The sequence below is a fragment of the Bacillus sp. MAG717A genome, from assembly GCF_036884855.1.
In the GTDB taxonomy this organism is placed as follows: domain Bacteria; phylum Bacillota; class Bacilli; order Bacillales; family Bacillaceae; genus Bacillus; species Bacillus safensis.
Window position 1 is genome coordinate 1,765,759 of record NZ_CP145733.1, and the last position, 14,533, is coordinate 1,780,291.

Sequence of the window (14,533 nt, forward strand, 5' to 3'; positions counted from 1 at the left end):
GGAATACATTGATCGCTGCATGCCTCATGGTTGGGGTTCCTGTCGTTTTAATTGCAGCTATTTATTTCATCTCAAAAAGAAGAACAAGAAAACCAAAGCATCCAGTTGAAAAGTTCTGTGACGTTCCTTGTCATAGAGCTTTTTTCTCTCTCATTCTCCCTCCATGTTATAATAAACACAGTTTATGAACGAGAGGATATGCAGGACATGAAAAATGAACCTATTGAGTTATTGACACAGCCGACATGGCGAATCATAGATCAATCGAGCCTAGGTCTCTATGTAGACCCAAAGCAATCCTTTGCGATGGATGATACGCTTTGCGCGTCGGTGGGGAAGGGACTCTCACCAGCGACAGCCCGTTCTTGGGTGCATCACAATACGATTGTGCTTGGTATTCAGGATACAAGACTTCCATTCCTCCAAGATGGCGTAAAGCTGCTTGAGGAAGAGGGCTATCGCGTAATTGTGCGCAATTCAGGTGGTCTTGCTGTGGTGCTGGATGAAGGTGTACTGAATGTGTCTTTAATCTTTGCTGAACAAAAGAAGGGCATTGATATTGACCGCGGGTATGATGCGATGGTGGAATTGATCCGCCGGATGCTGTCGATGTATGAGGTGGACATTGAAGCCTATGAAATTGTTGGCTCATATTGTCCAGGCAGCTACGATTTAAGTATCAACGGAAAGAAATTTGCAGGCATTTCTCAGCGTAGATTACGCGGTGGGGTCGCTGTGCAAATTTATTTGTGTGCTGATGGAAGCGGTCGAAAACGAGCTGATTTGATTCGCCGTTTTTATGAGGTAGCCTTAAAGGATAAACGACATGAGGTGAAAGCGGTATTCCCTGATATACAGCCTGATACGATGGCATCCCTATCAGAATTAACTGGAGAACCAATTGACTGTGCGCTTCTCATGCGTCTTTTACTAGAAGAACTCCAAAGGCTGAGCGATCAACTGACAGCTTCAGGACTGACCACCGAGGAACAGCTAGAGTTTGAGAAAAACATGACGCGGATGATTGAGCGGAATGAAAAGGTGTTTTCGTGAAGGAGAAGTAAATTTTTTAAATATATTTTTAGATCGACAAAACAATCGAGTCATTTTGTCGATCTATCTCTATTATTTTAATTCAACTTTATAGCCAATATAAATGTTAGGATCAAAAGTGTATATTCCAGGTTGATTAAATGTTAATGCAGAGATTCGGAAAGCATACTTCTGTTTAACAGGATTCCATGATCCATTTGGATAATAAGCTGGGTAAACTTTGAAATTAGGGTACGTTGTGTTAATCCAGGTCATACTAGAATTTGGACGTATACTTCGTTTCAATGTATATAAACTTAATGAATTTCGACCGCTGTCAGGACCATCAGTTCTAACTTCTATTATGTAGCTATTATTCGGAATTGAACTGTCATTGGATAGGTCGAAATATTGTAGCGAGCTAGTTTTATTAAATGACGTAATCGAAGCTTGATTAAGCGTAATCCTTTTTTCCATAACCGAGGAGGCCGGAATAGGGTATAAAACAGGCATACCTACAGTAACATTTAATTCATAGGGAAATTGATTTTTTTTATCATCAGAAGGTTCAATGTAAATTAAATAATCTCCTACTGTATCCGTTGGGAATTCAACTTGAGCTGTTCCTTCTTCATTAATCGTGCTTCTTCCTATTCCTCTACTTTCTGAAATGATTTCACTATTAGGATTAGTAATTTTGACATCAAATGTTTTAGAAGAGCGAAGGGTTAGTTTTTCTGTCTTATTCATGCCAAGAGAGACTTTATACAATCGTCGATCCTCTGCATGTGTAATAATTGTCATAGCTTCATCTGGTGAATAAAAAGCATTACTTCTTTTTAATTCAATTGAATTACTTGGCTCATCTGCTGCTTGTGCGTTAAAGGAGATAGTACTTAATAAAATAATGGTCACTAACCCAAATAATATTTTCCTCAATATTTAACAACTCCCTTTTAATTATTAATATGTATATCGGTATTTTTTGTTATAAATTAACATTATTTCAAATAAATTAATTTTTTGTTTATTAGTTGCAGATGATTAAAAAGGAGAAGTTGTGATGAAGTCCCAAAAAATCAGTTACCTTTATTTACTATGACTTCCTTTCCTCATGGAGCCGGCAAGGCCAATGCCGGTATTTATCTTTTTATGTTCGTAATTTTGGTTAAAGTGTGATGCTATTTATGGACACATTCACCTGCAAATTTAAAGCTGTTTTCGAAAAAAATTATTCGATATAATAGAAATATAAAAAAGAGAGAAGAAACGATGGATAATCCAAAAATTTGAAATAGTCTAAGGAAAAAGTATTTAAAGATCCAGTACGCCGTTATTTTCATGCGAGACATATATAATATTGGATTTAATAGGATTTTAGCTCCTTCGATGAATTAAATAGCTAGGAGAAGAACTAGCAGACGCTTTACTAGGATTAGGAAGTACATACAGAACCTTAGGGGAATATGAAAAGTCAAAACAGATATTCCTGCATGCGATGGAAGCTTATCCGCATAATAAAGCCATTCAAACGTTTTATGCCATGACTTTGTATAATTTGAAGGAACATAGCAAAGCGATGGAAATATTACTGAACTGTTTAACTGAGACGACAAACGATCCTGCTATTTTGAGTTATCGAAAAGCGATTGATTTTTATTCAAATCAGTTAGATAGATTGTGGAAATGATTTATATAGAAATGGAGGGGCAATGTAATGGAAGAATCCCCTCCTTTGTTATGAAATTTTATATGTAATAGTCATTTATGGCGTAAGAAAGAAGGAAAATGTATTGTCATTCATCACCACGTATTACCCGCTGTTTATGCTTTGTGTTTTGTCTTTGTTGTATGTGATGTATCGTATTCAGCCGATGGCCTCTACGATTAAAAAAATCATCATTGTGCTCTGTGTGTTAACAAATGCCGCATATATTTGCTGGCGTCTTTTCTTTACACTGCCGCATGAAGGTACATTTAATATGATAATGGGCATCTTGCTTGTGGCCTGTGAATGTATTGGATTTTTACAACTGCTTGTGTTTTATACACTTGTTTGGAAGCCTTCAAATCGGAAACAAGTCATGATCAGTGATCTTGAAAGGCTGCCAACAGTTGATATTTTCATAGCTACATATAATGAACCAATTGAAGTGCTAAAACGCACGGTTGCAGGTTGTTTGAATCTGTCTTATCCAAAAGGCAGCGTCCATATTTATTTATGTGATGATGGCAAGAGGGAGTCTGTAGAGCAGCTTGCTTCTGAGTTTGGTGTTCATTATCTGACAAGAACAGATAACAAGTTTGCTAAGGCGGGGAATTTAAACCATGCGATGTCTCAAACGAACGGGGAGCTGATTCTCACACTTGATGCTGATATGGTCCCGCTTCCTGCCTTTTTAGAAAAGACAGTGCCTTACTTTCATGATGGAGCGACTGCATTTGTTCAAGTTCCACAGGCGTTTTATAACGAAGATCCTTTCCAATATAATATGTTCTCGAAGGATCGAATTCCAAATGAGCAGGACTTCTTCATGCAAACCCTCCAAGCTGGTAAAGATCGATTCAATGCGGTCATGTATGTCGGGAGTAATACTGTATTTAGAAGAACAGCATTAGAGGAAATTGGCGGATTTGCTACTGGGGTAATTACAGAAGACATGGCGACAGGAATGCTTCTCCAAGGGAAGTTCAAATCTGTGTCTGTCGGAGAGGTATTAGCTGTCGGTCTGGCACCTGAAAGCTGGCTTGATCTGTTAAAGCAGCGAGACCGGTGGTCGAGAGGGAACATTCAGTGCGCCCGTAAGTTTAATCCATTGAAGGTTCGCGGCTTAACGCTTATGCAGCGCGTTCTTTATTTAGATGGCATTGTGTATTGGTTTAACGGTTTGTTTAAAATGATTTACATTCTTACACCGATATTGTTTTTATTATTTGGTATTCAAAGTTTCTGGGCCGATTTTCAGTCCATTTTCATGTTTTGGCTGCCGGCGTTCTTTAGTTCGTATTTAGCGTTTAAACTGGTGTCGAATCAAAAAAGAAGTATGTTTTGGAGTCATATTTACGAAAGCTCTATGGCATTCCATCTGGCTGGCGTGGCTTTAAGTGAGCTGTTTTTGAAGAAGAGGGTTGAATTTCTTGTCACACCGAAGGGAATTCAAACGGACAAGAGACATTTTCATTTGAAAACGATGATTCCTCATTTGATCTTCTTGCTCCTCTCATTGCTAGTCCTTGTGAAAATAGGATACGATATGAAGGTAAATGGGACGATGAATGCTGATCTCACGTTGATTAATATTTTTTGGGTACTTTATAACGGTGCAGGCCTGTTCATGGCACTCATTGTGGCGTTTGATCGTCCGCGTTATCGAAAATCAGAGCGGTTTGTCATTGAAAAAGAGGGGCAGCTCCGTTCTGATCATCAAGATGAGTCGATTGCTTGTTTTCTACTAGATATGAGTGATTCAGGTGCGCGTCTATCCATTCCAATGGATCAAGCTTCTTCTCTAAATCAAGGACAAATGCATTTATTCTTTTCAGAGAATGAAAGTGTGGCATGTGATGTGGTCTGGAGTCATCCGGAGGGAGACAAGCTGATGGTTGGTGTGGCTTTTACTGACACAGAAAAATCACAGTACCTATCACTGATCCGCTTCTTATTCACACGAGAGCACGTATCGATAACGGATCGTGAGAAAAAATCCTATGCTGTTCGGACATTTCTCCGCTTTGTAAGAGAAACGGAGAAAGTACCAAAGGCTATTCGGCGCAAATGGATGAGAAGACCATTGCAAGGTGTGGCAGGCACGCTAGTCTATGAGGACCGGTTAAAAGAGAAGGTGCCGGTGAACATACATGATATTAGTTTATCTGGGTGTAAAATCGAGTCTGAAGCTTCAATTGAATTACATGACAAAGTGCTAATCACCATTGATACAGAATCTCTGACAGAGCAGCCGGCGATTGTGGTTTGGACATCACAAAAACGCGGCCGCACAATAGCCGGACTCAAGTTTGTTCAGCCTGAAATCAAGCAGATAGAAGAAAGAGAGGGAGTGGTTTCTTGAAATCCAAAAATGGCGGTTACCTCTATTTACTATGGCTTCCTGTCATCATGGGAGCCGGCTACGGCATTTCGCTTTTAGTGCCATTTCTTCAGCCTGTACTGACACTTGGCATCGCAGGTCTTTATATTTTTATGTTTGGTGATTTTCAAGTAAGGCAGGTCAAGTATATTTTTATGTTCGTGTTTTTGATCAATGTCCTTTTTAGTGTGATGCTATTTTTGGGCATTTAAAAAAGTGCTTCCCGAGGTGGGGAGCACTTTTTGTTATTCTGCCATTTTTTCGAGGTTGCCGTTCCGGTCCATTTTAAAGGTTGGTGCGGCACTATCGTCTTCTTCAAACAAAACTAGTTTTCTTGCACGGTTCATGATTTTGACGAGTGTTTCATAATCTTCTTGAATCGTGAGCTGATCCTTTTCAAGCTTTTTCACTTCAGCTTCTAGCTGCGAGACTTTATGAGAAAGCTCATTGTTTTCTCGTTTTAAGCGGCTGTTTTCCATACGTAAGGCAGTGGATTGCTGACCATCGCCTTCATAACGGCGTAAGAAATCAATGATATCGTCGATGGTTAATTCTTGATGCTGCCTAAATGGATTTGCTTCCGGCTTTTTCTCTGCGGTATTTGGGGCAGGAGAAGCCTGTGACAATAAATGTGATAAACTAGCTAACTCTTCATTGTAGCTTTGATCCACAAACTGAAGCTGTTCGGCAGTTTCAGCAGCTGGTGCAAATGTTTCTTCCTTTGCTGGCTCCAATTCCTGTGAGAATTCCTCCTGAGTGACCGTTTCTTCTACTTGCGGCTGATAAAGTAATCGTTTTTTCGCAGGCTGGCCATTGCCGAGTGCGCGCATCCGTTGTTTTCGCTGTTTTTTGGCAAGTGCCAACGCTTTTTCATATTGATGCCTCACGACAGCATTCCATCTAAATCCGCATGCTGCGGAGGTGCGGTTCAGCTTGTCTCCTACTTCTTCAAACGCATTTAGCTGCGTACTGCCCTCTCTGACGTGACGTAAGACGGTTTCTGCCAGGAGGAGATCATTTTCCTCTGACCAAGCATCTTGTCTTTGTTTTGACATGTGTATAAACCCCCATATGATTTGATGGTATTAGATTAGCCAAGTTCAAGAAGGTTTATACAAGTTTGCTAAAAGGATAGTGGAAAATACTAGCTTTTATGTAAGCGCGTCATTGGGACACAAAGCGTCTTGCAAGTCCAGCCGCTTCGATGTACAATGTTGGGTGGTATATTATTCACGATTGGCTGTCCAACTGTTTCATATAGAATGAAGTATCATCATTGAAAGGAAGCGTAAGACCATGGCTAATGAGTTTCGCGTATGTGACGATTGTGATGCGACGAACCTAAAGACGTTATTGCCTCGACTCAAATCGGTTGACCCTGATGCAAAAATTGAGATTGGCTGTCAATCCTATTGTGGTCCAGGACGAAAAAAGGCTTTTGCGTTTGTGAACAATCGCCCATTATCCGCACCAACAGAAGATGAATTACTCGAAAAGGTTCAAAAAAAAGTCAAATAAATGTCACTGAATGTGTTCAGTCGACCTAAAAAGAGGTCCGTCCCTGTCAGGTCGGGCTTTTTACGTCCGTGCAATCTTTGAGAACACATTCACCAGCAAATTCAAGGATGTTTTCGGGAAAAGTTACCCGATATAATAGAAACACGTCTTAAAAAAAGAGGGACGAAACGATGGCGTATCCAAAAGGTAAATTATCTGAGGAAAAGGTATTTAAAGATCCTGTGCACCGTTATGTTCACGTAAGGGACGCATTAATATGGGATTTAATAGGAACAAGAGAATTTCAACGCCTGAGACGAATTAAACAGCTAGGAACCACGTATTTGACGTTTCATGGTGCAGAACACAGCCGATTCAATCATTCACTCGGTGTATACGAGATTGTGAGACGAATTGTGGATGATGTGTTTAAAGGGCGGCCTGAATGGGATGAAGGAGAGCGTGAGCTTGTCCTTAGTGCTGCTTTGCTTCATGACCTCGGACATGGTCCATTTTCTCATTCCTTTGAGAAGGTCTTCCACTTAGACCATGAATCGTTTACAAGAGATATTATTTTAGGGCAGACGGAAGTCAATGAAGTGCTCCGCCGGGTGAGTGATGATTTCCCGAAGCATGTGGCTGAAGTCATTGCCAAAACGTATCAAAACAAACAGGTGGTCAGTTTGATCTCAAGTCAAATCGATGCCGACCGAATGGACTATTTGCAGCGTGATGCCTACTATACAGGCGTCAGCTACGGCCACTTTGATATGGAACGTATTTTACGTGTGATGCGCCCGAGAGAAGATCAGATTGTGATGAAGCAGAGCGGGATGCATGCGGTAGAAGATTATATTATGAGCCGCTATCAAATGTACTGGCAAGTCTATTTCCACCCAGTGACACGCAGTGCTGAAGTCATTTTAACGAAAATCCTTCATCGTGCAAAAGAGCTGCATGAAACGGGTTATATTTTTACACATGCCCCAGTTCATTTTTACTCAATCTTTGAGGGGAATGTCACCACAGAGGACTATATTAAGCTGGATGAATCCATTGTCTTATTTTATTTTCAGGCGTGGGAAGACGAAGAAGATCACGTGCTGGCCGATTTGTGCCGCCGTTTTATGAACCGCCGATTATTCCAATATACAGAGTTTAATCCAAATGAAGAAATGACGAAATATTTCAAGCTGACAGCCTTGTTCAAGGAGGCAGGAATTGATCCTGACTACTATTTAGTGGTCGACTCGTCTTCTGACTTGCCCTATGACTTTTATAGACCTGGAGAGGAAGAAGAGAGGCTGCCAATTCACCTTTTGACGCAAAGCGGTCATATTAAAGAACTGTCGAGACAGTCAGATATTGTTGACGCCATTTCCGGTAAACGAAGAACCGATCATAAACTTTATTTCCCGATGGACTTAATTGTAGATATGTCGGAAAAAGCTGAAGAAAAGAAGGCGATCATGAAGCTGCTTGGTTTGGGATAAAGAAGTACTGAAAAAGGAGATGTCGGGAATTTGTTGAAAGAGCATGCAAAGTTGATGAAGGTATTCTCTGAATCAGGGGAAATCGTTGGACGGAAGAAGCTGCAAAAGATGATTTACATAGCAAAAAAGCTAGATTTGCCTTTTTACGAGAAATACGATTTTCATTTTTATGGCCCCTATTCAGAGGAGTTAACGCTCAGAATTGAAGAGCTGTGCAACCTTGGATTCTTGGACGAAATGAAGGAAAAAAAGGGCGGATACTATCAATATCGCTATTCGCTGACGGACAATGGGAAAGAGTTTCTCGATCAATGTGAAGTGGACATGCCTGACCTCAAAGCGCTGACGCAGCAGATGAACGAGCAATCTTCCCGTTTCCTAGAGCTTGTCTCAACGATTTTATATTTTGATGACCTGCCAGAAGATGAGATAAAGGAAAAGGTCTTCACCATTAAAAGCAAGCAGCGTTATACGGACGAAGAATTTGAGGCTGCCCTTGCTTATATTGATCAGTTGAAGAAATTGAACTAGTTGAACAGAAGCCCGAATTTCAGGGCTTTTTTTGTTTTGTAAGACCCAGACCAAAAGCGCTATTTTTCGATAAAATGTGTGTCAAAATATCCGAAAAATTAGTGAAAATGACGTAATTCGACTTTCTTCCTGTGCATCTAATTCCCTGTTTTTGACTGAAGAGAAGGAAAATGGTGAATTTTCAGTGAATATATAACTTTGTGAAAAACAAAGGAGGGATAGGAATGAAAAAGCGTTCAGTCTTTTTGTCATTTTTATTGGTAGGTAGTTTGTTACCGGGAGTAAGTTCAGCTTCAGCACCAGTAGCGAGTGCGGGTCATGGGCATGATCATGGTCATGCGCCGTTCGAAACCCATATTGGTGAGGGGTTGCCAAAGGCAAACGATTTTAAAGATTTGACGGCAGCACCTCCAATTGAACGAGATGTGACAACAAAGGTATTAGATGAGTCTGGTAAGCAGGTAGGCTCGAGAACCTTTAAGGCTAATACAGGAGATTCTATTTCAACAAAAGCAAGTACAGGCAGTCAGAAGGTCACTGTCTATGCGGTTGCTGATGCGCAGTATCGTGCGAAATATAGTGACTGGCAAACACGGATTGTCAACATCATCGAGCAAGCAGATGTCACGTTTAACCGTGATCATGATGTGGACTTTGTCGTACAAGCAGTAGGATCTTGGACGTCTTCGGGATCAAATTCATCACAAATTCTTTCCAACCTTGCGCGCAGCTTTGATGGCAGAGGATACGACTTTGTCACTGGATTTACAGCAAATCCAAACTTTGATGCTGGCGGAATCGCTTATGTCTACAATAGTGCACCAAGCGGAAGTGCATTCGCCGTGAACCTTGACCAAGGAACAGCGAATACAGCAAAAGCGGCTACACATGAATACGGCCATAACTTTGGCTTACCGCATGACCCTCAAGGAAGCGGCATTGTCTGCTTAATGAATTATGATTATTCCTACACAGTTGACTACTTTGATGCGGCTCATAAAAATCAAGTGAACCGTAATAAAGCTTGGTACAGATAAGAAAGAGGACAAAAGGACAAACACAATAGAGTGTTTGTCCTTTTTATATGCTTACAGATCGCTCATTCGCTTTCCTGCTACGGCATAGTGTTCTTTTTTCATCTCTTCAATAATGACAGATACTTTTTCTGCACCTGCGCCTGTTGTTTCCACAACGGCATCAGTGACTTTCTCCACAAGCGCTCTTTTCTGCTCGTCTGTTCTTCCTTCAAGCATTTGAACGGTGACAATCGGCATGGCGAAAACCTCCTTTTTCCTTTAATGCTACGCTTCCCTTTAGTTTAAGGGACTTCTTATAGTATACTGAATGAAGTAAATCATTGTATAGAAAGAAAGAGGGATTCATGCCTTTGAACCAATTTCTTGTTTATCCATTAGAACTTATTCCATATGTCGCCATTACGCTTGTTGTTGCATTTACGATGCACGAGCTGGCGCATGCATATGTTGCGTACCGTTTCGGAGACCCGACGGCTAAGAATCAAGGGAGACTGACGTTAAATCCACTGAAGCATCTCGATATTTTCGGGACGATTTTGATCTTTGTGGCCGGGTTTGGTTGGGCGAGACCTGTACCAGTGAATCGTTACCATTTTAAAAAACCGCGTTTAGCAGGGATTTGTGTCTCCATTGCTGGGCCATTAAGTAACTTAGTGCTGGCGTTTTTGGGCTTTCTTGTGTATGTGCTTCTTCAGAAGTTTGGCGGAGAATGGATCATGCGCTTTGAGCCGGGAGTCGATAATTTCTTCTTAATCTTTATTAACTTAAACGTCATCTTGTTCCTATTTAACTTATTACCGCTTCCGCCGCTGGATGGGTATCGAATTATTGAGGACGTCGTCAGTCCTGGTATTCGTGCGAAAATGACGCAATTTGAACAATATGGGATCATTATTTTTCTCATATTCGTGATCACACCGCTGGGTCAGTTTGTGTTTGGTCCATTGATCGGAATGCGGGATCAAATCATATACTGGTTTAATCTTATTTTGAAGCCGCTGCTTTAGGAGGTTTAATGAATGGAAGGTAAAAAGAAGAAACCAATTGGTTTTAACATCATTAAAAAAACAGATGCAACCGACGGACATGGAGGCTTTGGGGCAGGTGCACTCAGCCTTGATAATATCTCGCCAGTCATCATTGATGTAGAGGAAAAAGAAGCTGTCATTGATATTGGTGCCATGCATGCAAGAAGTGCCGTCGAAAAAGGAATTAAATTTTTGAAAACAAAAGAAGAGGTACCGAACGGAAAGCCTTATTGGCTCGTATGGGTGACGATTGACCGCAGAGAAGAAGGCCCTTATTATGCAGGTGTGACGGCTTGTGAAATGACCGTTGACCGTTCGATTCGCCGCGGGTATAAGTCACTTCCAGAGCATGTGAATTTAATGGATAAATCGATGAAGCGAAAAATCGTCGTGAGTCATATGGATGACGTATCCAAAAAGGTGCTGGCTGATTTCTTAAAGGGTCACAATGAAGCACTATGGGACGCATCGACAGATGAATTAAAAGAAGGATTGGCTGTCCCTGAATAATTGTGAAATTTTTGTGAAGAATGGCGGATCGCTACCAAATCCATCCGTTTTTTGAGTAAACTGGTGTTAAAGCTAGGACATGGAGAATCCCGAGATATTGATCTCGGGGTTTTTCATGTCTTTTTTTAACGTTTCAGCCACTTTTCCCACCATTTCTTTGGCTTTTGATCTTGAACTGGTTCCTGCTCAGAGGCTTTGTCCTCAGCACCATAGCAGACACCTGTCGGCTCTGTTCCTTCTATAAAATAGGTGAATACCTTTGATTCACATCCTGGTCCTGCGAGATCGCCAGTTTTTGGATTGATATATACCCCTTTGACACCGTCAGGCGGCATGAAGGAGGAGGCTGGCTGCTTCGAGAGGGCTGATTCCATAAAGGAAGCCCATATTTTTTTCGCATAGGCCGTTTCTTCGACTGAGTCAATGGTGCGGCCTTTATCATAGCCAGTCCATACACCTGTGACGAGCTGGGGAGAGAAGCCGATCATCCAGCTGTCGGCTCCTGTTGTCCCGGATTTTCCTCCGTATGTTCGTGTAAGGTCCTTTATAATGGTGCGGCCAGTGACACTTGTATAGCCGTTTAATTGATCGTTGAACATTCCTGACATCATATCGGTGGTGACAAAGGCTGCTTTTTCATCGAGGATTTGTTCTCGTTTTTGTTTCTCTTCAAAAAGCACATTGCCTTTTGCGTCGGTTACTTTCGTAATAAAGGTTGGTTTGACTCGTTTTCCGCCATTGACGAGCATGGCGTAAGCATTGGTCATTTCAATGGGTTTCACAGGAGACGTGCCTAGAGCAAGAGATGGTACTTGGTCTAGTTTCTCCTTGATTCCAAATGTCTTGCCAGCACGTACAAGCTGCTCCATTCCTAAAAATAGATGGGTCTTTACAGCGTAAATATTATCAGACAGCGCTAAAGCTTGTAGCATTGTAATGCCGTCATTGGCGTAATAGCCGTGATAATTGCTTGGTGAATAAGCCGCACCGCTGCCTTGATCATCCAGTTCAAACACCGTTTCCTCACTGCGCATGACGGTTGCGGGTGTAAACCCGTTTTGCAAGGCAATGTAATAAAGAAGGGGTTTCATGGTTGAACCGGGCTGCCTTTTTGCTTGTGTCACCCGATTGAATGGACTTTTCTCATAATCTCTCCCACCTATGAGGGCAAGTACATGCCCTGTTTGAGGATGGATGGCGGCAAAGCCAATTTGGATATCTGATTTGGAATCCATCGTGTTTTTTAACGTCTTTTCCGCGATTTTCTGTAATTTTGGATTAAGGGTCGTTTGGATATGAAGTCCATAGGTTTCGATCTGTTCCTCTGATAACCCCAAGCTTTGTTTCAGCTCTCGAATCACATCGTCATAAAAATACGGGGCTTGCTTTGCTTGCATCTGCTTCTTCTGCAAAGGGCGATAGGACAGCTTTTCTTTTACAGCGTCATCGGCTGCTTTTTTCGTAATCATGCCATCCTCTTGCATTTGTCTCAAAATCATATTCTTTCTTGCGCCGGCTTTCTCCTCATTCACATAAGGGGAATAGAGAGAAGGCCCCTTTGGGATACCGGCAAGCAGGGCAGATTCAGCGAGGGTTAAGTCCTTTGCTTTCTTCCCGAAATACAGACGTGACGCTGCTTCCACACCGTACGCTCCGTGACCATAATAAATGGTGTTCAAGTATCCTTCTAAAATCTCATCTTTTGTATAGTTTTGCTCTAAACGAATCGTGTAAAAGGCTTCATTCCACTTCCGCTTCCACGTTTTATCATGATCTAAATACAGATTTCGTGCATATTGCTGGGTGATCGTGCTGGCACCTTGTACCTTTGCCATGGCACGAATATCGGCCACCGCAGCACCCGCCATCCGTTTCACATCAAAGCCATGATGCTCATAAAAGGTTTTATCCTCAACAGCGACAACTGCCTGTCTCATATGAGGAGACATATCCTTTAATGGCACCCAATATCTCTTTTCTCCAAAACTGGATTCTCCAAGCTTTGACCCGTCAGCTGCATAAATGGTCGTGGATTGGGGAACTTGAACAGAAGGGGCACCTTGCCATTTAGCTATTAATAGAATCGTCAAAAAGACAGTGCCTGCAAATAGAAAAGCGAGCAAGCCGATAAAAAAACAGGCTCGAATCGTTTTCACGGTCATGCGGATTTTTTTATTACTCATGATTGTGTCCATGCAAAGCCCCCATTTTGACGGTTTTTTATCAGTATGGAACAAAGAAAACCGTTTTAAACAAGCGATTGCAGGAGCGCTTTAAAAAATGAAGAGAACTCATGCGGTTCTTTACAATTTGATATGAATCCACTATACTTTTTTCTTGGACAATCGATATAGTCAAAGCCGATAAAAGGCGCTAACAATAGATGTTTGTTTATTATTGGATGAGAGGAAGATGAACAATGAGCGAACTTTGGTATACAGAGAAGCAAACGAAGAATTTTGGTATTACATTGAAGGTGAACAAAACCCTTCACACAGAACAAACAGACTTTCAGCATTTAGAAATGGTGGAAACAGAAGAGTTTGGCAATATGCTGTTTTTAGACGGCATGGTGATGACATCTGAGAAAGATGAGTTTGTATACCACGAAATGGTGGCTCATGTTCCTCTTTTCACTCATCCAAACCCGGAAAATGTTCTTGTCGTAGGCGGAGGAGACGGCGGTGTTATTCGTGAGATTCTCAAACACCCAAGTGTGAAAAAAGCGACACTTGTTGATATTGACGGAAAGGTCATCGAATACTCGAAGAAATTCCTTCCTTCTATTGCTGGGAAATTAGACGATCCTCGTGTAGATGTCAAAGTCGGAGACGGTTTTATGCACATTGCTGAAGCTGACAACGAGTATGATGTGATCATGGTGGACTCAACTGAGCCAGTTGGACCAGCTGTGAACCTATTCTCTAAAGGATTTTACGCAGGAATCTCAAAGGCACTCAAAGAAGACGGTATTTTCGTTGCACAAACGGATAACCCTTGGTTCACACCTGAGCTGATTACAAATGTACAGCGTGATGTAAAAGAAATTTTCCCAATTACGAAGCTTTACACAGCGAATATTCCAACGTATCCAAGCGGTCTTTGGACATTCACCATCGGTTCTAAAAAATACGATCCACTTGCTGTAGAAGACAGCCGTTTCTTTGATATTGATACGAAATATTACACAAAAGAATTGCACAAAGCGGCATTCGTTCTGCCGAAATTTGTGAGCGACTTAATCAAATAAATGAAGCGAAATGGGAATGCGCAAATGACAGTTTGCGCATTTTTTGAAGCGTAAAAGGAGGAATCTT

At 41.5% G+C, this 14,533-nt stretch carries 14 protein-coding genes and 1 pseudogene; 11 read left to right on the forward strand and 4 right to left on the reverse strand.

Annotated features, from left to right (window positions below; translation table 11 throughout):
- Positions 1 to 207: 207 nt before the first annotated feature.
- Entirely contained in the window at positions 208 to 1,053 is an 846-nt protein-coding gene (locus V6Z54_RS09020) for a lipoate--protein ligase family protein (protein WP_041088608.1), read from the forward strand.
- Positions 1,054 to 1,125: 72 nt separating this feature from the next.
- Here the strand turns inward: V6Z54_RS09020 and V6Z54_RS09025 are convergent, their stop codons facing one another.
- Positions 1,126 to 1,971, reverse strand: coding sequence for a hypothetical protein (locus V6Z54_RS09025; RefSeq protein WP_073978849.1), 846 nt, complete (start codon positions 1,969 to 1,971; stop codon positions 1,126 to 1,128).
- A 469-nt stretch (positions 1,972 to 2,440) separates the two neighbouring features.
- On the opposite strand from V6Z54_RS09025, the pseudogene V6Z54_RS09030 reads away from it, so the two are divergent.
- From V6Z54_RS09030 to V6Z54_RS09040, 3 genes and pseudogenes are all read left to right on the forward strand, one after another.
- Positions 2,441 to 2,722, forward strand: a pseudogene (locus V6Z54_RS09030) (tetratricopeptide repeat protein); the annotation flags it as partial.
- A gap of 103 nt (positions 2,723 to 2,825) precedes the next feature.
- Complete coding sequence (locus V6Z54_RS09035; protein ID WP_305960523.1) at positions 2,826 to 5,102, forward strand: glycosyltransferase; 2,277 nt, start codon at positions 2,826 to 2,828, stop codon at positions 5,100 to 5,102.
- Complete coding sequence (locus V6Z54_RS09040; RefSeq protein WP_058838521.1) at positions 5,099 to 5,332, forward strand: DUF5970 family protein; 234 nt, start codon at positions 5,099 to 5,101, stop codon at positions 5,330 to 5,332. The genes V6Z54_RS09035 and V6Z54_RS09040 overlap by 4 nt, the downstream gene beginning before the upstream one ends.
- Before the next feature lie 33 nt (positions 5,333 to 5,365).
- Here V6Z54_RS09040 and V6Z54_RS09045 read toward each other — a convergent pair whose 3' ends face one another.
- On the reverse strand, positions 5,366 to 6,175 hold the full coding sequence (locus V6Z54_RS09045) for an RsfA family transcriptional regulator (RefSeq protein WP_034281253.1): 810 nt from the start codon (positions 6,173 to 6,175) through the stop codon (positions 5,366 to 5,368).
- Positions 6,176 to 6,416: 241 nt separating this feature from the next.
- Here V6Z54_RS09045 and V6Z54_RS09050 point away from each other — a divergent pair, with 241 nt between their 5' ends.
- The 4 genes from V6Z54_RS09050 (at position 6,417) to V6Z54_RS09065 (ending at position 9,678) form a co-directional block, all read left to right on the forward strand.
- Positions 6,417 to 6,638: a DUF1450 domain-containing protein gene (locus V6Z54_RS09050; RefSeq protein WP_003215259.1), complete on the forward strand. Its 222-nt coding sequence runs from the start codon at positions 6,417 to 6,419 to the stop codon at positions 6,636 to 6,638.
- 170 nt (positions 6,639 to 6,808) lie between these two features.
- Complete coding sequence (locus V6Z54_RS09055) at positions 6,809 to 8,110, forward strand: HD domain-containing protein (protein WP_007497716.1); 1,302 nt, start codon at positions 6,809 to 6,811, stop codon at positions 8,108 to 8,110.
- A gap of 30 nt (positions 8,111 to 8,140) precedes the next feature.
- Complete coding sequence (locus V6Z54_RS09060) at positions 8,141 to 8,641, forward strand: YwgA family protein (protein WP_041087778.1); 501 nt, start codon at positions 8,141 to 8,143, stop codon at positions 8,639 to 8,641.
- Between the two features lie 224 nt (positions 8,642 to 8,865).
- On the forward strand, positions 8,866 to 9,678 hold the full coding sequence (locus V6Z54_RS09065) for a zinc-dependent metalloprotease (RefSeq protein WP_041087780.1): 813 nt from the start codon (positions 8,866 to 8,868) through the stop codon (positions 9,676 to 9,678).
- 51 nt (positions 9,679 to 9,729) lie between these two features.
- Here the strand turns inward: V6Z54_RS09065 and V6Z54_RS09070 are convergent, their stop codons facing one another.
- Positions 9,730 to 9,915, reverse strand: coding sequence for a 2-hydroxymuconate tautomerase (locus V6Z54_RS09070; protein ID WP_003214939.1), 186 nt, complete (start codon positions 9,913 to 9,915; stop codon positions 9,730 to 9,732).
- Positions 9,916 to 10,028: 113 nt separating this feature from the next.
- Between V6Z54_RS09070 and V6Z54_RS09075 the strand changes: the two genes are divergently transcribed.
- Together V6Z54_RS09075 and V6Z54_RS09080 are read left to right on the forward strand one after the other, a co-directional pair.
- On the forward strand, positions 10,029 to 10,685 hold the full coding sequence (locus tag V6Z54_RS09075) for a site-2 protease family protein (RefSeq protein WP_241768934.1): 657 nt from the start codon (positions 10,029 to 10,031) through the stop codon (positions 10,683 to 10,685).
- Positions 10,686 to 10,697: 12 nt separating this feature from the next.
- Entirely contained in the window at positions 10,698 to 11,216 is a 519-nt protein-coding gene (locus V6Z54_RS09080) for a YwhD family protein (protein ID WP_039182196.1), read from the forward strand.
- 125 nt (positions 11,217 to 11,341) lie between these two features.
- Here V6Z54_RS09080 and V6Z54_RS09085 read toward each other — a convergent pair whose 3' ends face one another.
- On the reverse strand, positions 11,342 to 13,411 hold the full coding sequence (locus tag V6Z54_RS09085) for a transglycosylase domain-containing protein (RefSeq protein WP_338527949.1): 2,070 nt from the start codon (positions 13,409 to 13,411) through the stop codon (positions 11,342 to 11,344).
- 224 nt (positions 13,412 to 13,635) lie between these two features.
- Here V6Z54_RS09085 and speE point away from each other — a divergent pair, with 224 nt between their 5' ends.
- A complete protein-coding gene (gene speE / locus V6Z54_RS09090) occupies positions 13,636 to 14,466 on the forward strand; it encodes a spermidine synthase (protein WP_003214614.1) in 831 nt (276 codons plus the stop codon).
- The last annotated feature ends 67 nt before the right edge of the window (positions 14,467 to 14,533 follow it).